The following is a 21,380-nucleotide window of genomic DNA, read 5'->3' as shown; positions in this document are numbered from 1 at the left end:
ACCGTCACCGCAGTGGGACTCGACCTCGAGGCGCTCGGCCCGCACTTCGGGTCGGTCGTGCACGGGGTGGACCTGGGCACCGCGACCGACGAGCAGCTCGTCGCCGTACGGGCCGCCCTGGTGGACCGCAAGGTGCTCTTCTTCCGCGACCAGCGCCTGGACGACGACGGCCAGGTCCGGCTGGGCCGGCGGATCGGCGAGCTCACCGCGTCGCACCCGGTGGTCGGCGGGGTCGACGCCGCGCACCCCGAGGTGTACGCGCTCGACAGCACCGACAACGGTTTCGCCGACGTGTGGCACACCGACGTGACGTTCATGCGCCGCCCTCCACTGGGCTCGATCCTGCGCGCCGTCACGCTGCCGCCCAGCGGCGGTGACACCAACTGGGCCGACTCGCAACTGGCCTACGACTCGCTCAGCCCGGCGGTCCGGGACCTGGTGGACGGGCTGACCGCGGTGCACGACGGCACCCGCGAGTTCGGCTACTACCTGGCCCAGCGCCGCGGCGGGCAGGGCAACGAGTGGGACGGCGAGGTCGTCACCCGGCTCGACCCGGTGGAGCATCCGGTGATCCGGGTCCACCCGGAGACCGGCCGCAAGGGCATCTTCGTCAACCCGGGCTTCACCTCGCACATCACCGGGGTGTCGGAGTTCGAGAGCCGGGCCGTCCTCGACCTGCTCTACGCCCATCTGACCAAGCCGGAGCACATCGTCCGGCACCGCTGGCGGGCCGGTGACGTCGCGATGTGGGACAACCGCAGCACGGCCCACTACGCCAATCGCGACTACGGCACCGAGCGGCGGGTCATGCACCGGATCACTCTGCGCGGCGACGTCCCGGTGGGCCCCGGACGCCGCTGAGCGGGTGGCACGATGGCCGCATGACTCTGGACCTGTTCGCCGGCGTCCCGGTCCGTGACCTCACCGCCGCCACGGCCTGGTACGAACGGCTCCTCGGGAAGCCGCCGTCGTTCCGGCCGAACGACACCGAGGCGGTCTGGGAGCTCGCGGAGCACCGTTTCCTGTACATCGAGGTGCTGCCGGACCGGGCCGGGCACGCCCTGCACACGGCCTTCGTCAGCGACTTCGACGACCGCCTGGCCGCGATCGCCGGTCGCGGCCTGACCCCGGCCCACCGCGAGACCTACGAGAACGGGGTGCGCAAGGCGGTCTTCCGGGATCCGGACGGCAACGAGATCGGCTTCGGCGGCGGCCCGCTCTGAGGTCACCGCGGCGGCGACGCGGCCGCGGTGACCGGGTCGCGGCGCGGACGGCGCAGGCGGTTCTCCGCGTACGCCATGCCGACCAGCACGACCGCACCACCGGCCACAGTGGTCAGCGTGATCCGCTCGCCCAGGGTGATCGCCCCGACGACCACCGCCGCGATCGGTACGAGGTAGTTGACCGCGGACGCCGTGGTCGCGCCCACCTCACCGATGAGCCGGAAGTACAGCACGTACGCCAGCCCGGTGCTCAGCACCCCGAGCAGCACGATGCTCACCGTCACCCGCGGCGTCAGCGACACCGCACCCCACTGCAGGAACGGGCTGACCGCCGCCTGCAGCACCACGGCCATGGACAACTGTCCGGCCGCCAGCGACATCGGCGCGAGGTGCCGCGGCGACAGGAACTTGCGGACGTAGACGAAGCCGGCGGCGTAGCTGACCGCCGCGCCGAAGCACGCGAGCTCCCCGCCGGCCGAGCCGGGTCCGGTGCGCCATGGTGCGATGACCACGACCAGGCCGGCGAAGCCCACCAGCAGCCCGATCAGCTTGCGCGCGGTGGCGCGTTCCTCGGCCAGCGCGAAGGCGGCGACCGCGAGGGTGAGCAGCGGGGTCGCGCCGACCAGCACCCCGGCGATGCCGGCGCCCGCGGTGCGCTCACCGTAGGAGAGCAGCAGGAACGGGATGATGTTGCCGAACAGCGCGGCGGCGGCCAGGTGGCCCCAGACGGCTGCCCCGCGCGGCAGCCCGACCCGGCGGACCGCCGCGATGCTCAGCAGCACCGCCGCACCCAGCACCAGCCGGGCCAGCACGAGCTGAGCGGGGGAGAGGCCGGCCAGAGCCTCCTTGATCAACGTGAAGCTGCTGCCCCAGAGCAGCGCCAGAACCACGAAGCGAATCTTCATGGTCTTATCCTCGAAGAGCGGGTACGCCGGCGTCCACCAGGTGTTTCTAAGCGCTTCTGTTAAGCAGAAATGAAAGATTGCTCCAGCTCGGCGGCGGCCCGGCGGAGTGCCTCGACGACCGGTCGCAGGTGCGGCGCCTGCTCGGCCGCGTGCCGCAAGAACACCGAGACCTGACGGGCCGGCTGCTGCGCCCGCGGGGCCCGTACGGTCAGGCCCGGCGCCTGGCCGGCTCCGCACATCCGGGGCGCCAGCGCGATGCCGTGCCCGGCGCGGACCAGGGCGAAGACCGAGACGTAGCTGTCCGCGGTGTGCGCGGTCCGGGGCGTGAAGCCGGCCAGCGCGCACTCACGCAGGGCGATGTCGCGGCACAGCCCGGCCGGCGGCACGATCCACTCCTCCTCGGCCAGATCGGCGAGGCACAGGTCGGTGGTGGCCGCCCGGGGATGACCGGCCGGCAGGACCACGTCGAGCGGGTCGACCAGCAGCGGCGTACGGGTGAAGCGCGCGTCGTCCGCCCGTACCTCTCCGTCCAGCCCGACCACGACGTCGGTCTCGTCCCGCAGCAGCCGGTCGAGCGCCTCCTCGGTGTCGGCCTCGCGCACCCGCAGGGTGAGCCGGGGCGCGTCCTTCGCCAGGCGGGCCATCGCCGGCACCGCCAGGGCCGGCACGGCCGTGGTGAAGCAGTCGACCCGGACCGTCGCCGCCGCCCCGCTCACGTAGGCGTCCAGCTCTGTCTGCGCCAGCTCCAGCTGGGCGAAGAGCCGGTCGGCGTGGCGCAGCAGCAGCCAGGCGGCGTCGGTGAGCCGCACCCGCCGCCCGTGCGGCTCCAGCAGTGGCGCCCCGACGTCCTTGGACAGCAGCGCGAGCTGCTGCGACACCGCTGATGAGGTCATGTGCAATGCGGAGCCGACGGCGGTGACCGTGCCCCGGTCGCGCAACTCCCGCAACAGCCGCAGCCGCCGCAGGTCGATCTGTCCCATGCCCGCATCCTAGGCGCCGAATTTATATAAGCACTGTTATAGTTTTCCGATGCCCCCTCCCGATCTGCTGGACAGCAGCTATTACGGCCCGCTGTGGCGCCTGCTCGCCGACATGGACGCCGACATCGCCGGGCTCTACGCCGAGGCCGGCATCGAGGGTGTCCGGACCCGGTTCGTCGGCCCGATGATCGATCTCGGCCGCGCCGGGCCACTGACCATCAAGGAGATCGCCGAGCGCCGGAAGGTCAGCCACTCGGCGATGAGCCAGACCGTCGCGGCGATGGGCAAGGCCGGCCTGGTCGAGCCGGCCGAGGACAGCGACGGCCGCAAGCGCCGGGTCCAGCTCACCGCCCGGGCCCGGGAGATCCTGCCGTTCCTGCAGGCCGAGTGGCGGGCCACCGAGGCGACGGTGCTGGCCCTGGACGCCGAGCTGCCGTACCCGATCATGCGGGCCGTGGCCGACATCCAGGCCGCCCTGACCGCCCGCCCGTTCGCCCAGCGGCTGCGCGACCACCTCGCCGGCGAGCAGTCGTGAGCGCGCTCGACTCCCTGGTCGACCTGCGCCCGCTGCGCGAGAACCGCACGTTCCGCCGGCTGTGGCTGGGCACCACCGCCTCCGGCCTCGGCGGCCAGTTCGGCGGCTTCGCCGTCATCTACTACATCTGGGAACGCACCCACAGCGCCGCCATGGTCGGGCTCGTCGGCCTGGTCACCGCGGTCCCGCTGATCGTGCTCGCGCTGGCCGGCAGCGCCTTCACCGACCACGTCGACCGCCGGCGGCTGGCGCTGGGCTGCTCCTACGGCCAGCTGGTGATCAGTGCGGGAATGGCCGGGGTGGCCGCCTCGGACGTGGGCGGCGTACCGCTGATGCTGGTCCTCACCGGCGCCGCCTCCGGGCTGGCCGCCCTGGGCGGGCCGGCCAAGCAGACCTTCACCCCGGTGCTGCTCAGCGGGCACCGGCTCGCCGCCGGCCTGGCCCTGAACCACCTGTCGTTCCAGCTCGCCATGCTGCTCGGCCCGGCCGCGGCCGGCCTGGTCACCGCGCAATGGGGGACGACCTGGTGCTTCGTCATCGACGCGGTCACCTTCGGCTTCGCGCTGATCGGCATCGCCGGCCTGCCCAAGGGAGTGCAGGGCGCGACCGGCCGCCCGGGTGCGGCGGCAGTCCGCGACGGCCTCGCGTTCACCGTCCGCACCCCTCAGGTCCGGGGCGCGTTCCTGGCCGACCTGGCCGCCACGCTGCTGGCCATGCCGATCGCGCTGTTCCCGGTGATCAACGAGGAGAAGTTCGGCGGCCGGCCGGAGATCCTCGGGCTGTTCATCACGGCCGTCGCCGTCGGCGGGGTGCTCGCCTCGGTGCTCTCCGGCCTGGCCACCCGGCGCCGCCACCCCGGGACGGTGCTGCTGATCTGCGGGGCCGTCTGGTCCGTGGCGCTGGGCCTGGTCGGGCTCAGCGGCCACCTGTTCCTCGCGCTCGGCCTGCTGGCGGTGGCCGGCGGGGCCGACACCTGGGCGGTCGTGTCCCGGGGCACCGTGGTGCAGTCGGTGACGCCGGCCGCGTACCGGGGACGGGTGGCCTCGCTCGAGCACATCGTCGGCTCGGCCGGACCGCAGCTCGGCAATCTGCGGGCCGGCCTGGTCGCCACGGTGACCTCGGGCGGCGCGTCCCTGGCCATCGGGGGAGTCCTCGGCGTCGTCGCGACGGGCCTGATCGCACTGACGACTCCCGCGCTGCGCCGCTTCACCGTCGAGGACCGGGTCACCGAGCCGGTGCCGTGACCGATCCAGCGCGTCTCAGCGCCGGGCCGATCGCGCCAATCTCAACGCCTGCCCGCTCGGACCGGGGAGCGCCGGGCCGGCCCGGCCCGCTTCAGTGCTGGCCCGCTTCGGCCGGCGGGCGCAGGGCCGGTCCCGCCACCGCATAGGCCACGAGCCCGCCGAGCGCGAGCAACGCGCCCGTGAGGTTCGCGGCCGTGCTCTCCGGTGGCTGGGCCTGCCACGTCAGGACCTGGCCGAGGACCGGTTCCGAGCGGGGGTACAGGGCCGCGGCCAGCGTCCAGGCCAGCGGCAGGAACCAGGCCCGGGCGGTGCCCGTCGTGGCGGCGGCCAGGGCGGTCAGCCCCAGCAGCCCGGCCGCGTCCCGCACCACCAGCCACCCGGGCCCGAAGCGGGCGCCGGTCGCCAGCGTGACCAGCAGCAGCACCACCACGACCAGCAACGCCACCAGCAGGTGCGCGACCCGTCGCCGCGGCCAGCGCAACGCGGCCGTGCCCTCCAGCGCGTCGTCCGGGCCGCCGAGCGTGGCGGTCAGCGCGACGACCATCAGCAGCACGGTCAGGGCGACCAGCTGGAAGCCCACCTCGGGCGCGTTCGAGAACACCGACCACAGTGACCACATCAGCACCGCGAGGCCGCCGGCCGCCGCCAGCGCCATCGGGGCCCGCCGGGAGCGCAGATAGAGCGTCAGCCACCTCATCGCGCGGTCCCCGCGAGCAGTCCCTCGCCGGCCGAGCAGCTCAGCGCGGCCCGGCGCAGGGCCGCAACCCGCTTGCCGGCCTCGCTCTCGGGCAGCTGCCGCAGGCTCTGCCACAGTTTCACGGCACTCTCGTGCCCCTCCGGGTCGGACATCTCGTCGGCCACCGGCTCGCGTCCGGTCAGCCACGAGGCGGCGGCGTGCCGCTCCGACCAGCCGGCCTGCTTCTCACATCCGGGAGGGCTCCCGAACGCTCCGAACACCACTTCCGCCGGTATCCCGGACGGTGCCAGGACGTGACCGTCCGGGCCGGTCTCGAGGCGGAGCAGGGCGACGTCCTCACGCCACGCCGGGTAGACGTCGGGGTAGGCGGTGGTGTCCTCGTGCACCTCGGTCGGTCCGCCCGGCAGCTTGGTCAGGGCCGTCAGACCCTCGCGGGCCTTGGGGGTCACCTCGGCGAGCAGTGCGGAGTGGACCCGGCTGACACACACGCGCGGCTGGTCGTCGGTGCAGACCAGGGCCCGCGCCACCGGGTCGATCGCGTCCGTCACGAACCTGTTCCGGTGCGGCATCACGGCGACGGCCAGAGCGGCACCCAGCACCACCGGCAGCAGCGCGGCCACCCGGATCCGCCATCCGCCGGACGCGAACAGCAGCACGGCGGCGACGGCCAGCGCGGCGAGCCAGACGGCCTGGGCGGCGCTGACCCGGCCGGGCACGGTCGCGTAGGCGTCCGGCATGTTCATCTCGTAGATCGGCGAGAACACCAGCGCCAGCCACCCCCGGGGCCGCGTCGCGGCCGGGATCAGCAACAGCAGCGCCAGGCCGGCCACGCCCAGCGCCGGGGCGGTCACCAGCGAGGGCAGCAGGCGGCCGACCGCCAGGCCGACCCAGACCGCCGCGACCAGAGCCAGCGCGCCGACGGCGGTGACGACCACGACCGCCAGCGGGAAGTACCGGGCGGTGCTGATGATCCACACGGCGCCCGCGATCCCCATCACCAGATAGCCGGCCACCACCGCGACACCCATCGCGCCGAGCGTCGGCACGATCCGGTGCGCCCGCGGGCGAGGTGTGCTGCCGAACAGTTCCTCCACGTTGGACCGGTGCTCCCGCCGGGCCTGCCAGGCGCCGGCAGCCAGGGCCAGCGGCCAGAGCACCGCCAGGTAGAGCCGCTGCGTCATGGCCAGCTGCATCCACCCGGTGGAGAAGCCGATCCCCTCGGCGAAGAAGAGCAGCAGGGTGCCGGCCACCGCCAGCGCCAGCGCCGAGCCGAGTGCCGCCGAGCGGCGCAGTTCGATACCGAGAATGCGGGTCATCGGCCGGCCTCCGCCCGGTGCCGGCGCAGCAGCGCGGAATAGCCGCGCTCGGCCGGGCTGTCCCCGGCGTCGCCCTGGCCGCCCTGCGTCATGAGGTCGTCCGGCGTGCCCTGATAGACCAGCCGTCCCTCGTTGATCAGGACGACGTCGGTGCAGGCGACCACCACGTCCTCCACCAGGTGCGTGGAGACCAGCACGCAGCTGTCGACGCCGAGGTCACGCAACAGCTCACGGAAGTCGAGCCGCTGCTCCGGGTCGAGACCGACGGTCGGCTCGTCGAGCAGCAGCACGGCCGGGTCGTTCACGATCGCCTGGGCGATGCCGGCCCGGCGCAGCATGCCGCCGGACAGCGTCTTCATCCGTGCGCCGGCCTTGTCGGTGAGCCCGACCCGGTCGATCGCCCGCTGCACCGCGCCCGGCACCGCCGGCTTGGGCATCTCCTTGAGCCAGGCCATGTACTCGACGAACTCCCGGACCGTGAACCGGGGATAGAAGCCGAACTGCTGCGGCAGATAGCCCAGGCCCCGGCGGACCCGGCGCAGGTCGGCCCGGCTGTCGACCGCCTCACCGAGCAGCGTCAGCCGGCCACCGGCCGGCTTCACCACCGTGGCCAGCGCCCGCATCAGCGTGGTCTTGCCGGCGCCGTTCGGGCCGAGCAGACCGTGCACACCGGTGCCGAGGGCCAGGTCCAGGCCGTCGACGGCGAGATGCCGGCCGGCGCGCACCCGCAGCTCCTCGGCATGAACCGCCCAGGGGTGGGTGGTGGGAGCCGTCTCGTCCGCGCTCACCGTACGCATCATCAATCCTCCGAAAGGTATGGGCAGATGCCCGGGAGCTCAGTTGTGGCTGGACAGCCGGCGGAAGTTGTCGGCCCGCAGCACGGCCAGCCCGGCCAGCACGAGGGTGAGCAGCGCCCACCCGGGAGAAGTGCCCGCGCGCAGCACCACCGGCAGTTCGGCGGTGACCACGGCCGGCACGATCACGGCCGCCGCCCAGGCCGCGCCCAGCCCGAGAGCGGCCAGGCGCACCCCGACGAAGGCGCCCAGGGCGATGGTCGCGGCGGTGAAGGCCAGGCACGGCAGCAGCGTCAGGGCCAGGGAGATTCCGGTACGGGTGCTCGCCAGCGCCAGCGCCGGCACCACCACGGCCAGCACCCCGGCCGTACGCCGGAGCAGCATCGTCAGCCCGGCCGCCGGCGTACCCGCGATCAGTTCCCACGCCGGGTCGTGACGCCGGCTCCACGCGATCGCGACGCCCGGCAGCGGCGCCACCGGAGCCAGCAGCGACACCAGCGACGGCAGCCCGGGCGCCAGCGCCTGGAGCAGCACCGCGCAGGCCAGCACCGCCACCGTCATGGTGAGCCACGGCATCAGGTGCCAGACCACCCAGCGGTGCCGCGCCGCCGACCAGCGCGGCCGGCGCGCCGGAGCCGGACCGGCGGCGATGCCGTCGTCCAGCCCGGCGGCGACCCGGGTGAGCAGGCTCCGGGTGTGGTCGGCCATGCTGCCGGCCACCAGGGCCCGGCAGTGGGCGCACCCTTCCAGGTGCACCTCGACCGACCAGACCGTGACCTCGTCGAGCTCGGCCGCCGGGTCGGCGTAACGGGCGATCACCGCGGGGTTCGGATGGGTCGTCATGAGAGCGCCTCCCGCAGCGCGAGCCGGGCCCGCCGGGCCCGGGATTTCACTGTGTTCTCCGGTACGCCCAGCAGCAGCGACGTCTCCCGCACCGAGAAACCGTCGAGCACCATCGCCTGCAGCACCTGCCGCGCCTCCGGGGGAAGCACGAGCAGGGCGTGTTCCAGCTCCTGGCCGACCCGGGCGGCCATCACCTCATCCTCGGCGGCCGGCGCGACCGTCTCGGTGAGCGCCACCGCCGGAAGCTGGTTCTGCCGGGCCCGGCGCCGGAACGCGTCGACGAGGCGGTGGGCCGCGATGGTCCACAGCCAGCCGATCCCGTTGCCGGCGGTGGCGGACCCGGCGAAGGTACCCGCGGCCCGCCACACGGCCAGGTACGTCTCCTGCATCACGTCGGCGACGACGTCCTCGTCGGCGCACCGGCGACGCAACCGGGCGAGCAGCCACGGCGACGTACGCCGGTACAACTCGTCGAATGCGCCCCGGTCACCGGCGGCGGTGCGGCGTACGAGGTCGTCCTCGCCGGCCGCGTCCAAGCTTCGTCTCACACCCAGCAAGACGAAAGATCACCGCTCGCGGTTCTCCTGTGGGTGTGACATGGGTCACCAAAGGTCCGGACTCATCCTCGCCGCTGGGCCCCATAGCGGGTGACCGGGTGTCCTAGGCGGGCGCCAATGTGGCTCACCCGGCTGTGGCGGCGGCATCACGAAGTGGCGAAGTTCCTCGTCGTCGGCGGCACGTGCTTCCTGGCCACGACCGCCGTCAACTACGCGCTGAAGCTGACCGTCCTGCCCGACAAGCCGGTCACCGCGCTGGGCATCGCCACCGTGCTGAGCACGATCCTGTCGTACGTGCTGAACCGGGAGTGGTCCTTCCGTACCCGCGGCGGCCGCCAGCGGCGGCATGAGGCGTCGCTCTTCTTCCTGGTGAGTGCCGTCGGCATCGTGCTCACCGTGCTGCCGCTCTACGCCTCCCGGTACGTGTTCCTGCTGCGGGTGCCCGAGGTCAGCCGGCCGGTGCAGGAGATCGCCGACTTCGTCAGCGGCATCCTGATCGGCACCGCTGTCGCCATGGTGTTCCGGCTGTGGGCGTTCAAACGCTTCGTCTTCCCGCACCCCGAGGTCCGTCCCCGCCGGACGCGCACGGCGAGAACGGACGTCGGTGCGACTCACGCCGGGTCGTCGGTCAGCGGCTCGCGTCGCCGGGGCGGTCGCGCAACTGGATCTCCGCACTGTTCTGCAGGAAGCTCTGTTGCGACACCGGCACCAGCACCGCGTCCCGGTGGAAGCCGGGCAGGTCGGTCGCCCCGCAGCTGATCATCGTCGCCTTGAGCTTGGCGATGGTCAGGGCCACGTTGTCGTAGAGGCTGCCCGCGTACGGCACGTAGCCGTCGACACCCTCCTCGAAGGTGAGCCGGCTGCCACCACCGTGCTCGTAGCGCGACACGTTGCGGGCCCGGTTGGAGCCCTCACCCCAGTACTCCTTGAAGAACTGACCGCCGACCCGGACCAGTGGCGACGGGCTCTCGTCGAAGCGGGCGAAGTAGCGGCCCAGCATCACGAAGTCGGCGCCCAGGGCGAAGGCCACGGCCATGTGCGCGTCGGTCAGCAGGCCGCCGTCGCAGCACAACGGCACGTAGACGGCGGTCTCGGCGGCGTACGCGTCCCGCTCGGCCACGACGTCGATCAGCGCCGACGCCTGCCCGCGACCGATGCCCTTCTGGTCGCGCGTGGTGCAGATCGAGCCGCCGCCGATGCCGACCTTGACGAAGTCCGCGCCCGCGTCGGCGAGATAGCGGAACGCGCGGGCGTCGACCACGTTGCCCGCGCCGATCCGCACCTGGTCGCCGTAGGTGTCCCGGACGAACTTGAGGGTGTCGGCCTGCCATACCGAATAGCCGTCGGAGGAGTCGATGCAGAGCAGGTCCGCGCCCGCTTCGACCAGCGCCGGGATGCGGTCGCGGTAGTCGTGCGTGTTGACCCCGGCGCCGACCCGGAACCGCTTGTCGGCGTCGATGGACTCGTTGCGGAACCGCTTGTGCAGCTCGTAGTCGCGGCGCAGCACGATGGACTGCAGCAGCCCGTCGGCGTCGACGACCGGCAGCACGTCGAGGCGGTGGTCCCAGATCAGCGTGTTGGCCTCGGAGAGGGTGATCGACGGCGGGGCGGTGACCAGGTCCCGGGCCGGGCGCATCCGGGAGTCGACGGGGCTGCCGAGGTCGTGCCGGTGCGGATGGAAGTCGTCGGTCGAGATGAGCCCGACGAACCGCCCGTGCGGGCTGCCGTCGTCGGTGACCACCGCGACGTCCCGTTCGGCCGACTCCAGCAGGAGCGCCACCTCGCCGAGGGTGGCCGACGGCTTGATGTTGATGTCGGAGAACCGGAAGCCGGCCTTGTGCCGCTTGACCGCCTGGACCATCGCGGCCTGGGCGGCGACCGGCTGGTTCTGGTGCACGAAGCTGAGCCCGCCGCACTGGGCCAGCGCGATGGCCAGCCGCGGTGAGGACACGGCGCCCATGATCGCGCTGGTCAGGGGAGTGGCCACCCGGATGGCCGCGGCCTCACCGACCCGGTGGCGCACCAGCGGCGCGCCGAGTTCGACATTGTCCGGGGTGCAGCCGGCGGTGGTGAGGCCGGGGACGAGCAGGAATTCGTTGAGCGTTCGCGACACTTCGTCGAGGATCTTCACAAGGCTCCTGAGCAGTGGGCCGGGCCGACATAAAGGTACGAACCTAGCAGTCGGCCGGCGCTCAGGGGCGCGCTGTCGCCCGGTCGAGGACGTCGTCGGCCGGGCAGCGGCCGCGCAGCACGTACCGCTCGGTGAAGTCGGCGACCGCGTCCCGCAGCTCGCGGGAAACCCCCTGACGGGACAGCGACGCGTACGCGGCCACGAAACACTCCCGCGCGACCGCCGCCAGCTCGGGATCGGTGAGAGCGTCGCGGGCGGCGCGCTCCCAGGGCCGGGGCGTGCCCGCCAGCGCCCGCGTCGCCGCCTCGGCCTCGGTGGCCGCCTGCGGATCGTCGAGCAGTGCGGCGATCACCGCGAGCGGCACCCGCCAGCCGTTGCCGGGCTGCCGGTCGGCCACGTCCAGCACCAGGTGCCCGCGGGCCGCCACCGGGGGCCGCAGGCTGTCCAGGTGGCGGGTGAGGTCGGTGATGGTGGGCCGGTCGCCGGGGCCGGACCGGCTCCAGGCCCGCAACGTCCGGCCCGTTCCCGCCACCGGCGCGTCCAGGACCAGACCCGTCCAGGCGCCGCGCGGGTCGGCTGTGGGAGGCGCGGACGGCAAGCCGCGGCGCAGGGCTTGGCGGGTGCTGCGCCAGCCGGAGGGCCGGCCGTGCCGCAGCGGCGCGTTGGCGAACGCCGCGGCCAGCACGGGCGCGACGGCGTGAGCCAGGTTCCACCGCCGGCGCAGCCCGAACGGCCCGTCCCCGTCGACGCCCGCCTCCAGCGCCACCCGGATGCCCGCGGTCGCCGTGGCGTACGTGTCACCCGCGGCGTTCGCCGGGTCGACCGCGTCGGCCGCCTCGGCCAGGACGGCGATCCGGTGTCCCGCGATCAGCGGGTGCGGCATCGGCAGGTCCTCGGTCATCCGCTCGGCGACGACATCGATGCCCGGCGACGGCGGGCCGCTGACCACCGCGATCCGCGCCGAGCGGGCGCCGAGCAGGCCGTGCCGCAGCGGCGGGCGTTCCCGCAGCGAGCCGACCAGTGACTCCGGCAGTCCCGGCTCGTCGAGCAGCAGGTCCACCGAGAGGCCGACGAAACCCGGGAGCCCGGGGGTGAACGCGTGCTCGGCCACCAGGAGCTCGGCGGCCGGTTCGGTCAGCGATATCACGCGGCGCTCCCAGGTCGATGCGGAATCCCATCCTACACACCCGACGGGAATTGTGGGCCTTAGGGGTGGCGGTGATCGAGGGCCACGAAGCGGTAGCCGCGGGCTTTCAACGCCGGGATCACCGTGCGCAGGGAGGTGTAGGTCTGGGAGCGGTCGCCACCGCCGTCGTGGCAGAGCAGAATCTGGCCCGGCCGGGCGGCCAGCAGGCGCCGGGTGATCGCCGCGACGCCGGGGCGGGACCAGTCGCACGGGTCGTCGCTCCAGTCCAGGGGCACCATCCGGGCCTTGGCCGCAGCCCGCAGCAGCGCCGGTGACCAGTCGCCGCCGGGGGAGCGGAACAGCGCCGGGGCGTACCCGGTGGTGTCGTAGATCTTCTCCTGGGCGCGGCTGAGCTCCTTGCGCATGTGGCGCTGCGGACGGCGGCCCATCTCGGTGGGATGGCTCCAGGTGTGGTTGGCCACCTGGTGGCCGTCGCGGACCACACTGCGGGCCACCGCCTCGTGGCCGAGCACCTGATTGCCGATCATGCAGAACAGCGCGGGCACGTGGTGCTTGTCGAGCAGCCGCAGGATCTTGGGCGTCCACACCGGGTGCGGCCCGTCGTCGATGGTCAGCGCGACCGCGTCGGACGGGAACGCCGGGCCGGGCAGCGCCCGCCGGTAGTCCTTGAGGGTGAACACCGGCTCCTTCAGCGGCCGCAGGCCGGCCGGCGCCGGCGGTTTGCCGGACGGCCGCGGTGCCGCCGGTCGCGGCGAGGTGGTGGCCCGGGGCGACGGTACGCGCGCAGCCGACGCCGGTGCCGAGCCGGCCAGCACCAGGGCCCCGGCCAGTCCCGGCCCGGCCCGCAGCAGGCGCCGCCGGGAGATCGCCGGCTCCCGCGCACTCGCATCGTCACTTTCCGTTATGGACGGAGGGGACGGTTCGCGCTTGAGGAAGGAGGGGCGATGGATGATCATGTGACAGAAAGCTACCAAGGCCGGACAAGGTGGCTCGCACCCGCGTCAGCCTCCGGGCACCGCCGCCGGCTGACCCCACTCAGATCCTCGGTCTCGTCACGGTCCGTACGTTCGCTGAGGTGCTGATGCACCGACCGGTGCCCGATCCGGCCGCCTACGCGACGCTGGCCGGCGTGTTCCTCCGGTCCTGAGTGCCCGGCCGGCGGCCTCCCGGGTCCGGGTATTCTGCATCCGCGTCGTCACAGCCGGTTGATCATGCCGCGCCGGCGCGCCTGTGCGGAGGGATCAGCCCGTGGCCGAGGATGTCGACCCGCATCGTCGAACCGGCGGCTTCTCCGGGCGGCGCCGGCTCGCTGCCGTTCTGGGCGCGGCCGCGGCGGTCCTGGCCGTCGGCGTGCCGGTGGCCCTGGCCGGCCGGCACAGCTCCGGCCTGCCCGCCGCGGAGGGCAGCTCCGGCCCGCCGGCCGCAGCGGGCATTCTGCCGTCCCCGGCTGCAGGGGACATCCTGCTGTCTCCGCCCGCAGGCCAGGCCGATGGCTTCCCGCCACCTCCGCCTGCCGTCGAGCCGACCGGGGTGCCGGTCGGGACGCCGGTCACCGGGCAGGTGAAGGGCCGCCCCGTCGACGACGGCTGCCCCGTGACCGCGCCGCTCCTGCTCGACGCCCTGCGCGCCAGCGACCGCTACCAGCACCTTGCCACCGCCGGCGGCGGGCTGGCCGACGTCGACTGCTACGACAGCTACGCCCTGGCCCGCACCCGGCCCGACGGCGCCGACCCGGCGATGGTGGTCTTCCGCTACTCGCGGCTGACCGAGACCTGGCACGCGATCGCCGGCGCCTGCGCCGGGGTGCCCGCGGACATCCGCGCCCACCTGCGCCGCTGCGCCTGAACGCTCAGGTCAGCACCACGTGCGGCTTGGCGAAGCCGTTGAACCGGGACGCGTACACCGTCGTGTAGGCGCCGGCGGAGCCGATGAACAGCTCGTCACCCTCACGCAGGTCCGCCGACAGGGGTACGTCGCGGGCGTACGTGTCCTGGCCGTCGCAGGTCGGGCCGGTGATGTGCCAGCTTCGCCGTACCGCCGAGCCGCGCGCGTCCCAGATCGGGTAGCGCAGCTCCCCGGCGGACTCGAGCACCTCCATCATCCCGTTGAAGACGCCCAGGTCGGTGTGCACCCACCAGCCCGAGGGCCGGCGGGCGACCCCGATGATCCGGCAGCGGAAGGTCCCGGCCTCGGCAACCAGGCACCGGCCCGGTTCGGCGAAGACCTCCACCGGGTACGGCAGCTGCGCGATGCCGGCCGCCGCGGCCCGGCCGAACGCCGCCAGTGCGGGCACCGGCTCGTCGTAGACCGCCGGGAAACCGCCGCCGATGTCGACCATCTGCAGCCGGATGCCGTGGCTGACGAGTCTGGCCAGGACGGTGTGCACATCCTCCAGCGGCCCGGTGAGCGCGGCCGGGGTCAGCGACTGCGACCCGATGTGGAAGGTGATCCCGTACGGCACCAGCCCCAGCGTGCGCGCGCGGACCAGCAGCTCGACGGCCCCGGGCACGTCCACACCGAACTTGCCCTCGCTGGGCACCAGGCTGGCCCGGTCGCCGGTGGACAGCCGGGCGTAGACGCAGCTCCCGGGGGCTTCCTCAGCCACCCGCTCCACCTCGTCCAGCGAGTCCACCGCGAACCGGTAGACGCCGGCCCGGGCGGCTCCGCGGGTCTGTTCGCGGGCCCGTACCGGATTGCTGAACAGCAGATCCTGGCCGCGGACGCCGAGCGACCGCAGAATGCCCACTTCGTCCACCGAGGCGACCTCGAAACGGGCGCCCGCGGTGTGCAGCACGCGCAGCACCCCGGGGTCGGTATTGCATTTGGTCGCGAAGAATGGACGGACGTTCGGGAATGCGTTCTTGAATTCTTCGACGGCAGCGGCTATACGCGCGGATTTCATCTCGAGGACGGGCACGCCGGAAACGGCGGTAGGGCCTTGCAGTCCGGCCGGCGGATCGGCTACCGCGGGGCCGGGAGGGAAAGTGCGCAACGGGGAACCCCTTCACGCTGGGTGACAGCTCCGCTGCTGAGCGTACACCTCGCAGGTGGTCCCGGTGAATACCGTGCTCGCCGCCGGATCTGTCCACAGCGGAGTCTGCGCAGGTCAGAGGCCTGGATGCAGATTCGGGGCGCCCCGTCTGGGGCGCCCCGAACCGGCGTTACCTCAAGGTCCCGATCGTGCGCAACTATTCGCCCGGCGCAGACGTTTCACTATCTTGAAACGGATCTTGCCGTTTGGGAAGTTGACGTTGATTGACTACTTCCCATCGTCACACACCTATCGGTAACCTCTCATCTGTTGTTATCGAACTCGCCGTCCTTTGCCGAGTGAACAAACTCGGTCCAGTCCGACGGGTTGAAGATGAGAGCTGGACCCGTAGGGTTCTTGCTGTCGCGTACGGCGACAACTGTGTCGAGGAATGCGACCTCGACACAGTTGTTGCCACCGTTTCCGTTGCTGCGACTGGATTTCTTCCACACAGCAGCGTCGAGATGGTGCGCAGGCATGCCAAGCACCTCCCTTCAATATGCGGTTGTAGTTCTCCCCTGCACGGGTTCGTGCAGGCATTCGCTCGTACCGGGCCTATCCGCGAAGCAGGCCCTCGATCATCTTGATGGACAAGCGGGGATCGAGGGCTTTGGCGCTCAGTCGCTCGAACTCGTCACGGTAGCGGGCGACCTCTGAATGTTGCTCTTCGTAGTAGTCGCCCGCAAGACCCTCTAGGTAAACTACATCCAAATGAGTGGTCTCCCGGAACGCCAAAAGTGCTGCTGAGCCGCCCAGGAAGGGATGTTCGCCGGCATCGAACGGGAGAATCTTCAACGTCACCGTCGGTAATTGCGCGGTTTCTATCAGGTGCTGCAACTGCTCGTCCATGACATCCGGGCCGCCGATGACCCGTCGCACCACGGATTCGTCGACGAGGGCGAGGAGTTCCAGTGGATTCGTAGCCCGCAGCCGGCCCTGTCGCTTGAGCCGCAGCGCGACCCGCCGGTCCACCAGGTGCGGCGGGTCCTGCGCGCGGCCCGTACGCATCAGCGCGCGCATGTAGGCCTCCGTCTGCAGTAGACCCGGCAGAACGATGGGTTCCCAGGCCAGCAGGGTCGAGGCCTCGGCCTCCAGGCCCACGAAGTTGCCCGGCCGCATGATGTCGCGGTAGTCCGTCCACCACGTGCGCTCGCGCGACATCCGGGCCAGCGCCATGAGCGCCTCGCGGTAGTTCTCGTCCTGCACGCCGTAGAGGCTCAGCAGGTCCTTGACGTCGCGGGCGGTCACCGCCACGCGCGCGGTCTCGATCCTGGTCACCTTGGCCGCGTGCCACTCGAAATGGCGGCCGACGGTCTCCTGGGTCAGGCCGGCTTCCTCGCGGCAGCGCTTCAATTCCGCGCCCAATCGGCGCCGTCGCAGTGTCGGGCCCTCGTCAGTGGACACTGCCGCCCCCTCGTCTCCGGGAATGGGAATACTTTGACATCCACGCGTGGCGCCGGACCCATCCTCCGGCAAAAACATCACGACGTGATTCCGAGTCTAGTACTTCTTGTGTTGACCTTAGCGCCGGGTACATGATGCACCGGACAGGGAGTTAGTGCGGTCTATACAGGCAGTTGTCCCTGACGAATCACAGGTCGATGTTCTAGGGAGTGGCGGCGTGCTGGCTGACCAGTTCTATTTGATCGCTCACGAGGACCGGACCGGCCGTTCACGGCTGCATCCACGGGCCACCGGCATCGGATTGGCCGCGGCGCTGCTGGGCGAGCTCATCCTCGACAACAAACTCCGGATCTTCGCGGGCGACCTGGAGATCGTGAGCAACCAACCTCCGCGCGACGGGCTCGACCACGCCGTCCTGGACCTTCTCATCGCCCAGCCGCAGCACCGCGACGTGCGGACGTGGCTCGCCTACCTGTCGCAGGACGCGGCGGTACGGGTGGGGGAGCGCCTCGAACGCTCCGGCGCGGTGGAGTCGGTGACCCGGCGGCGGATGCTGAGCACCCAGACCTTCTACATGCCCAACAACGAGCTGCAGCGCAACGCCGCGGCCTGGGCCCCCATGCGGCTGGCCAACATCCTGGTCCGCGGCCTGGACATGTCCATCACCGACCGGGTGCTGGCCGGCCTCATCGCCGCCACCGGTCTGACCCGCCACGTGCTCTGGGACTTCGAGGCGCACCGGTCCGCGTTCTCCGTCCTGCCGAACACAGTGGCTTCCCTTCCCGAGGACCTGCGCCAGCTCATCGAGCACACCGAGGCCAGCGTCGGGTCGGTTCTCGCCGTCGGCCGTCGGTGAGCTCTCGCGGGCGGCACCACCGCCGCCAGGACAACTTCGATCAATGGGCCGGGAGGCTGTTGATGGCGCGTAAGGACCCCGCCGAGCCGGACATCATCTCCAGCGCACTGGCGCGCAACCGGCTCGGCGTCCCGTCGGTGGTCTTCTTCGGGGTGGCCGGAGCGGCCCCGCTGACCGTCATCATCGGCGCGATCTCGGCCATCTACGCGATCATCGGCAACACCGCGGTGCCCGTGGTCTACCTGGTCACCGCCGGCATCCTGTCCATCTTCACGGTGGGCTTCGTGGCGATGAGCCGGCACATCGTGAACTCGGGCGCTTTCTACGCGTACATCAGTCATGGGCTGGGGCGGCTGGCCGGGGTCGGTGCGGCCTTCGTGGCGCTGCCGGCGTACTCGCTCATGCAGATCGGGTTGTTCGGGCTGTTCGGCTCGGCGGCTTCCGACATCCTGGCGGCGTTCGGGCTCAAGGTCGGCTGGTTCGCCTGCGCGCTGGGGGCCTGGGTGGTGGTGTCGGTGCTGGGCCTGCTCTGGGTCGACCTCAGCGGCAAGGTCCTGGCCGTCCTGCTGATCGCCGAGATCAGCATCGTGCTGATCTACGACCTGGTGATGATCGCCAACCCGGCCGGTGGCACCGTCAGCTTCGCCACGCTGAACCCGGGGCCGTTGTTCACCGCCGACGTCGGCCCGATGCTGGTGCTGGCCATCGCCGGCTTCGTCGGCTTCGAGGCCACCGTCGTGCTCTCCGAGGAGGCCAAGGACCCGAAGAAGACGATCGCCCGGGCCACCCACCTGGCCGTCATCCTCGCCGGGCTGCTCTGCGGGCTGTCGGCCTGGGCGATGTCGGTGACCACCGGGCCCGGCGGGGTGGTGGCGGCGGCCCAGGCCAACCGGACGGACATGGTCTTCGAGCTGGTCGCGCCGCACGTGCCCGGCATCCTGGTCAACATCGGCTACGTCCTGTTCATGACCAGCGTCTTCGCCGCGCTGCTCGCGTTCCATGCCGCCGTGGCCCGCTACCAGTTCGCCCTCGGGCGGGAGGGTGTGCTGCCCGCGGCGTGGGGGCGGACGCACCCGCGTACCGGTGCGCCGTTGCTCGGCTCGATCACCCAGAGCGTGCTGGCGGTCGGGGTGCTCTCGGCCTACGCCGTCGCCGGTCTGGAGCCACTGTTCTATGTGTTCGCCTGGCTGACCACGATCGGCGGCCTCGGAGTGCTCTTCCTGATGTGGAGCGCGTCGTTCGCGGTGCTCGCGTTCTTCGTGCGCAACCGGGGCAAGGAGAACGTCTGGCGTTCGCAGATCGCTCCGCTGATCGCCTTCCTGCTGCTCAGCGCCGTACTCGGGATCACCATCATCGGGTTCGGCGAGCTCCTGCAGGTCTCCGGCGACTCGCCGTTCCAGTGGCTGGTCCCGGTGCTCTACTGCGGAGTCGCGGCGATCGGGGTCGGTTGGGCGCTGGTCATGCGGGCCGCCCGCCCCGAGGCGTACGCGGCCATCGGCCGGGGCGTGGACGGCCGGACCATCGCGTTACCGGAAGGGCCCCCGTCGGCCAAAGGGTCACATGAACCGGTGGGGGCCCGCGGATACCACTACTGAACCCGGACACACGGAAGGAGACCAGGCGACGGAAGGAGATCGTTCAGATGACCGACGACGGCCGGGAACCACGGACCGGTGACTCCGTGGCACCCGGCCGGACGGTGGTAGCGGACCGGCGGACGCTCCCTGTGCGCACCTCGAAGTCGACAGCTCCGGGGTATCGGCAGCGTTGCGGCGGAGCGTCGGCCGGCCCAGCCCGGGTGAAGGAGATGCCTATGGCGTGATGTCGGGGGACCCTCAGGCCGCCGCGGCTTCGGCGCTGAAATCGTAGAGCCAGTAGGACTGCTGGTCGATCCGCTGGAAGCGCATGTTGTCGGTGAGCCGCTCCACCATGGACCGGAAGATGTGCGAGAAGTTCAGCACCTCGTCGTTGTAGGAGCAGATGTCGATGCCGACCAGCCCGTTCTGGGTGGCCGCGGTGACGTACAACTGCTCGACGAGCTGCCGGAACATGTGCCGGCCCTGGGACTTGGGGTGAACCGCGACGAACCCGATGTACCAGATCCGCTTGCCCGCATAGTGCTCGGGCCAATGCCGCTCGAAGTACTGGGGCGCGATCAACGGCACCGCCTCGAGGTCTCTGGTGTACGTCGCCAGACCGCACAGGGTCCCGTCATCGGTCAGGCAGAGGTACTTCTGGACCCGCGTGTCGTTCATGACCTCGTCGAATTCGTGGCGGTACATCAAGTGCCGCTGCACCGCCATCGCGTTCAGCTCATGGAATGCGGCGTAGTACAACTGCCAGGCCGCTTCGGCGAGCTCGTCGTCGTTGATCTGATCGACAATTTTGATGACCATGCTGTGCTCCCCGCAATGCTGCCGGTCGGGTGACCATCGATGCCTCACACCACTGAAGTTGATCGATGGCTATGTGACCAACAGAGTACGGAGGGTGACGCGGAAGCAACAGGCGGTGAGCATAGATTTCGGCCCTCCCGGGCCCGGATCGACGATTTTGGCACGTCAAGGTCATGTACTCGGTGCACGTTGCACAAAGGACACGCCCCTGGCGACCGGCCGGGCCGTCGGTGCCCCGCGCGCGGGCAACGGCGGCCCGATCGCCGTCGTCCACCATGTCACGGGCCCGCCAGAAGCGTTAGATTGTGGTCTCCACCATTGACGAGGCTGGATGGCTGTCATGTCGGACCAGTTCACGATCGTGACCGACCCCGCCGGCAATTCCCTGGCGCTCTCGGCCCTGTTCGCGGCCCTGCCGCTGCTCACCCTGTTCATTCTGCTCGGCGCGCTGCGCATGCGGGCCTGGCTCGCGGGGATCATCGCGCTCGCGGTCGCCCTCGTGGTCGCCGTAGCGGTCTATGCGATGCCGGTCGGGCAGGCGCTGCTGTCCGCCTCGGAGGGGGCCGCCTTCGGGTTCTTCCCGATCCTGTGGATCGTGCTGAACGCGATCTGGGTCTACAACCTCACCGTGGCCAGCGGCCACTTCGACGTGCTGCGCCGCTCGATGGCCCGGCTCAGCCCGGACATGCGGATCCAGGCCGTCATCGTGGCGTTCTGCTTCGGTGCCCTGCTGGAGGCCCTGGCCGGCTTCGGTACGCCGGTGGCGGTCACCGTGGTCATGCTGATGGCCCTGGGCTTCCCGCCGCTGCGCGCGGCCTCGGTGGCCCTGATCGCGAACACGGCACCGGTGGCCTTCGGCGCGCTGGCCACCCCGATCGTCACCCTGGGCACGGTCACCTCGGGCGCCGTGGACGACCCCCGGCTCAACGCCGACACGCTGGGCGCCATGGTGGGCCGGCAGACCCCGCTGCTGGCTGTGGTCGTACCGCTGGTCCTGGTCGCGGTGATCGACGGCCGCCGCGGGGTCCGGCAGACCTGGCCGGCGGCCGTGGTCGCCGGGGTGGTCTTCGCCGCCGGGCAGTTCGTGGCCTCGAACTACATCTCGGTGCCGCTCACCGACATCATCGCGTCGTTGCTGGCCGCGGCCGCGGTGGTGCTGCTGCTGCGGTTCTGGCACCCGGCGGAGTCCCCGGACCTGCGCGAGCCGCGGCCCGCGGCCGAGCCGGCCTCGGCACCCGGCAGGGTCTGCGCCAGCAGCAGGCTGGGCAGCGCGTGTCCGCAACCGACGTCGAGGATCCGCAGGTCGGTCCGTGCACCCGCC

23 protein-coding genes and 1 pseudogene are annotated in these 21,380 nt (G+C 71.6%); 10 read left to right on the top strand and 14 right to left on the bottom strand.

The genetic code is table 11. The features are described from left to right. Window positions 1-12: 12 nt before the first annotated feature. Both ACWEOZ_RS16335 and ACWEOZ_RS16330 read left to right on the top strand, forming a co-directional pair. Window positions 13-861 carry a TauD/TfdA dioxygenase family protein gene (locus tag ACWEOZ_RS16335; RefSeq protein WP_451911645.1) on the top strand — a complete coding sequence of 283 codons (849 nt, stop codon included), beginning with the start codon at window positions 13-15 and terminating at the stop codon, window positions 859-861. 20 nt (window positions 862-881) lie between these two features. After that, window positions 882-1,223 (top strand): VOC family protein, encoded by a 342-nt coding sequence (locus tag ACWEOZ_RS16330; RefSeq protein ID WP_451911496.1) that lies wholly within the window; start codon window positions 882-884, stop codon window positions 1,221-1,223. A 2-nt stretch (window positions 1,224-1,225) separates the two neighbouring features. Here ACWEOZ_RS16330 and ACWEOZ_RS16325 read toward each other — a convergent pair whose 3' ends face one another. Together ACWEOZ_RS16325 and ACWEOZ_RS16320 are read right to left on the bottom strand one after the other, a co-directional pair. Further along, a complete protein-coding gene (locus tag ACWEOZ_RS16325; protein ID WP_451911495.1) occupies window positions 1,226-2,128 on the bottom strand; it encodes a DMT family transporter in 903 nt (300 codons plus the stop codon). 59 nt (window positions 2,129-2,187) lie between these two features. Further along, complete coding sequence (locus ACWEOZ_RS16320; protein ID WP_451911494.1) at window positions 2,188-3,108, bottom strand: LysR family transcriptional regulator; 921 nt, start codon at window positions 3,106-3,108, stop codon at window positions 2,188-2,190. A gap of 49 nt (window positions 3,109-3,157) precedes the next feature. Between ACWEOZ_RS16320 and ACWEOZ_RS16315 the strand changes: the two genes are divergently transcribed. After that, window positions 3,158-3,643, top strand: a complete 486-nt coding sequence (locus ACWEOZ_RS16315) for a MarR family winged helix-turn-helix transcriptional regulator (protein WP_451911493.1) — start codon at window positions 3,158-3,160, stop codon at window positions 3,641-3,643. Then, window positions 3,640-4,887: an MFS transporter gene (locus ACWEOZ_RS16310; protein WP_451911492.1), complete on the top strand. Its 1,248-nt coding sequence runs from the start codon at window positions 3,640-3,642 to the stop codon at window positions 4,885-4,887. The genes ACWEOZ_RS16315 and ACWEOZ_RS16310 overlap by 4 nt, the downstream gene beginning before the upstream one ends. Window positions 4,888-4,978: 91 nt before the next feature. Here the strand turns inward: ACWEOZ_RS16310 and ACWEOZ_RS16305 are convergent, their stop codons facing one another. Genes ACWEOZ_RS16305 through ACWEOZ_RS16285 form a run of 5 tightly spaced genes read right to left on the bottom strand, consistent with a single transcriptional unit; the run spans window position 4,979 to window position 9,085 of the window. Beyond that, entirely contained in the window at window positions 4,979-5,584 is a 606-nt protein-coding gene (locus ACWEOZ_RS16305) for a hypothetical protein (protein WP_451911491.1), read from the bottom strand. Further along, window positions 5,581-6,900: a hypothetical protein gene (locus tag ACWEOZ_RS16300; protein WP_451911490.1), complete on the bottom strand. Its 1,320-nt coding sequence runs from the start codon at window positions 6,898-6,900 to the stop codon at window positions 5,581-5,583. The genes ACWEOZ_RS16305 and ACWEOZ_RS16300 overlap by 4 nt, the downstream gene beginning before the upstream one ends. Continuing rightward, window positions 6,897-7,700 carry an ABC transporter ATP-binding protein gene (locus ACWEOZ_RS16295; protein WP_451911489.1) on the bottom strand — a complete coding sequence of 268 codons (804 nt, stop codon included), beginning with the start codon at window positions 7,698-7,700 and terminating at the stop codon, window positions 6,897-6,899. The genes ACWEOZ_RS16300 and ACWEOZ_RS16295 overlap by 4 nt, the downstream gene beginning before the upstream one ends. Window positions 7,701-7,736: 36 nt before the next feature. Next, window positions 7,737-8,537, bottom strand: coding sequence for a hypothetical protein (locus tag ACWEOZ_RS16290; protein WP_451911488.1), 801 nt, complete (start codon window positions 8,535-8,537; stop codon window positions 7,737-7,739). After that, window positions 8,534-9,085 carry an RNA polymerase sigma factor gene (locus ACWEOZ_RS16285; protein ID WP_451911487.1) on the bottom strand — a complete coding sequence of 184 codons (552 nt, stop codon included), beginning with the start codon at window positions 9,083-9,085 and terminating at the stop codon, window positions 8,534-8,536. The genes ACWEOZ_RS16290 and ACWEOZ_RS16285 overlap by 4 nt, the downstream gene beginning before the upstream one ends. A 126-nt stretch (window positions 9,086-9,211) precedes the next feature. Between ACWEOZ_RS16285 and ACWEOZ_RS16280 the strand changes: the two are divergent. Further along, window positions 9,212-9,634: pseudogene (locus ACWEOZ_RS16280) on the top strand (GtrA family protein); the annotation flags it as partial. Between the two features lie 88 nt (window positions 9,635-9,722). Here ACWEOZ_RS16280 and ACWEOZ_RS16275 read toward each other — a convergent pair. From ACWEOZ_RS16275 to ACWEOZ_RS16265, 3 genes are all read right to left on the bottom strand, one after another. Then, a complete protein-coding gene (locus ACWEOZ_RS16275) occupies window positions 9,723-11,207 on the bottom strand; it encodes an IMP dehydrogenase (RefSeq protein WP_451911486.1) in 1,485 nt (494 codons plus the stop codon). Window positions 11,208-11,286: 79 nt separating this feature from the next. Continuing rightward, complete coding sequence (locus ACWEOZ_RS16270; protein ID WP_451911485.1) at window positions 11,287-12,372, bottom strand: glutamate-cysteine ligase family protein; 1,086 nt, start codon at window positions 12,370-12,372, stop codon at window positions 11,287-11,289. Window positions 12,373-12,431: 59 nt separating this feature from the next. After that, the gene (locus ACWEOZ_RS16265; RefSeq protein WP_451911484.1) at window positions 12,432-13,328 is read right to left on the bottom strand and encodes a polysaccharide deacetylase family protein; all 897 of its coding nucleotides are present in this window, start codon (window positions 13,326-13,328) and stop codon (window positions 12,432-12,434) included. A 29-nt stretch (window positions 13,329-13,357) separates the two neighbouring features. On the opposite strand from ACWEOZ_RS16265, the gene ACWEOZ_RS16260 reads away from it, so the two are divergent. Both ACWEOZ_RS16260 and ACWEOZ_RS16255 read left to right on the top strand, forming a co-directional pair. Beyond that, the gene (locus ACWEOZ_RS16260) at window positions 13,358-13,519 is read left to right on the top strand and encodes a hypothetical protein (protein ID WP_451911483.1); all 162 of its coding nucleotides are present in this window, start codon (window positions 13,358-13,360) and stop codon (window positions 13,517-13,519) included. Between the two features lie 101 nt (window positions 13,520-13,620). Then, complete coding sequence (locus ACWEOZ_RS16255) at window positions 13,621-14,217, top strand: hypothetical protein (protein ID WP_451911482.1); 597 nt, start codon at window positions 13,621-13,623, stop codon at window positions 14,215-14,217. Window positions 14,218-14,221: 4 nt separating this feature from the next. On the opposite strand, the gene ACWEOZ_RS16250 is transcribed toward ACWEOZ_RS16255, so the two are convergent. The 3 genes from ACWEOZ_RS16250 to ACWEOZ_RS16240 form a co-directional block, all read right to left on the bottom strand. Continuing rightward, complete coding sequence (locus tag ACWEOZ_RS16250; RefSeq protein ID WP_451911481.1) at window positions 14,222-15,274, bottom strand: type III PLP-dependent enzyme; 1,053 nt, start codon at window positions 15,272-15,274, stop codon at window positions 14,222-14,224. Between the two features lie 392 nt (window positions 15,275-15,666). Beyond that, the gene (locus ACWEOZ_RS16245; RefSeq protein ID WP_360543243.1) at window positions 15,667-15,882 is read right to left on the bottom strand and encodes a DUF397 domain-containing protein; all 216 of its coding nucleotides are present in this window, start codon (window positions 15,880-15,882) and stop codon (window positions 15,667-15,669) included. A 76-nt stretch (window positions 15,883-15,958) separates the two neighbouring features. Further along, window positions 15,959-16,807, bottom strand: coding sequence for a helix-turn-helix domain-containing protein (locus ACWEOZ_RS16240; protein ID WP_451911480.1), 849 nt, complete (start codon window positions 16,805-16,807; stop codon window positions 15,959-15,961). 217 nt (window positions 16,808-17,024) lie between these two features. Between ACWEOZ_RS16240 and ACWEOZ_RS16235 the strand changes: the two genes are divergently transcribed. Both ACWEOZ_RS16235 and ACWEOZ_RS16230 read left to right on the top strand, forming a co-directional pair. Further along, window positions 17,025-17,663 (top strand): GOLPH3/VPS74 family protein, encoded by a 639-nt coding sequence (locus tag ACWEOZ_RS16235; protein WP_360824221.1) that lies wholly within the window; start codon window positions 17,025-17,027, stop codon window positions 17,661-17,663. Window positions 17,664-17,725: 62 nt separating this feature from the next. Further along, window positions 17,726-19,258 (top strand): APC family permease, encoded by a 1,533-nt coding sequence (locus tag ACWEOZ_RS16230; RefSeq protein WP_451911479.1) that lies wholly within the window; start codon window positions 17,726-17,728, stop codon window positions 19,256-19,258. A gap of 240 nt (window positions 19,259-19,498) precedes the next feature. Here ACWEOZ_RS16230 and ACWEOZ_RS16225 read toward each other — a convergent pair whose 3' ends face one another. Further along, the gene (locus tag ACWEOZ_RS16225; protein WP_212989507.1) at window positions 19,499-20,059 is read right to left on the bottom strand and encodes a GNAT family N-acetyltransferase; all 561 of its coding nucleotides are present in this window, start codon (window positions 20,057-20,059) and stop codon (window positions 19,499-19,501) included. Window positions 20,060-20,390: 331 nt separating this feature from the next. On the opposite strand from ACWEOZ_RS16225, the gene ACWEOZ_RS16220 reads away from it, so the two are divergent. Continuing rightward, window positions 20,391-21,380, top strand: a 990-nt coding sequence (locus ACWEOZ_RS16220) for an L-lactate permease (RefSeq protein WP_451911478.1), incomplete at its 3' end; no start/stop codon positions are given.

The sequence above is a fragment of the Actinoplanes sp. NPDC004185 genome (assembly GCF_053603475.1).
Note: the sequence above shows the minus strand (reverse complement) of the source record. Positions and strands in the feature narration are given on the sequence as shown.

Excerpts from the sequence above, each read along its gene's own strand:
- ACWEOZ_RS16330 (WP_451911496.1), top strand. The coding sequence starts at position 882 with ATGACTCTGGACCTGTTCGCCGGCGTCCCGGTCCGTGACCTCACCGCC.
- ACWEOZ_RS16325 (WP_451911495.1), bottom strand. The coding sequence starts at position 2,128 with ATGAAGATTCGCTTCGTGGTTCTGGCGCTGCTCTGGGGCAGCAGCTTC.
- ACWEOZ_RS16320 (WP_451911494.1), bottom strand. The coding sequence starts at position 3,108 with ATGGGACAGATCGACCTGCGGCGGCTGCGGCTGTTGCGGGAGTTGCGC.
- ACWEOZ_RS16315 (WP_451911493.1), top strand. The coding sequence starts at position 3,158 with ATGCCCCCTCCCGATCTGCTGGACAGCAGCTATTACGGCCCGCTGTGG.
- ACWEOZ_RS16305 (WP_451911491.1), bottom strand. The coding sequence starts at position 5,584 with ATGAGGTGGCTGACGCTCTATCTGCGCTCCCGGCGGGCCCCGATGGCG.
- ACWEOZ_RS16300 (WP_451911490.1), bottom strand. The coding sequence starts at position 6,900 with ATGACCCGCATTCTCGGTATCGAACTGCGCCGCTCGGCGGCACTCGGC.
- ACWEOZ_RS16295 (WP_451911489.1), bottom strand. The coding sequence starts at position 7,700 with ATGATGCGTACGGTGAGCGCGGACGAGACGGCTCCCACCACCCACCCC.
- ACWEOZ_RS16290 (WP_451911488.1), bottom strand. The coding sequence starts at position 8,537 with ATGACGACCCATCCGAACCCCGCGGTGATCGCCCGTTACGCCGACCCG.
- ACWEOZ_RS16265 (WP_451911484.1), bottom strand. The coding sequence starts at position 13,328 with ATGATCATCCATCGCCCCTCCTTCCTCAAGCGCGAACCGTCCCCTCCG.
- ACWEOZ_RS16250 (WP_451911481.1), bottom strand. The coding sequence starts at position 15,274 with ATGAAATCCGCGCGTATAGCCGCTGCCGTCGAAGAATTCAAGAACGCA.
- ACWEOZ_RS16245 (WP_360543243.1), bottom strand. The coding sequence starts at position 15,882 with ATGCCTGCGCACCATCTCGACGCTGCTGTGTGGAAGAAATCCAGTCGC.
- ACWEOZ_RS16230 (WP_451911479.1), top strand. The coding sequence starts at position 17,726 with ATGGCGCGTAAGGACCCCGCCGAGCCGGACATCATCTCCAGCGCACTG.
- ACWEOZ_RS16225 (WP_212989507.1), bottom strand. The coding sequence starts at position 20,059 with ATGGTCATCAAAATTGTCGATCAGATCAACGACGACGAGCTCGCCGAA.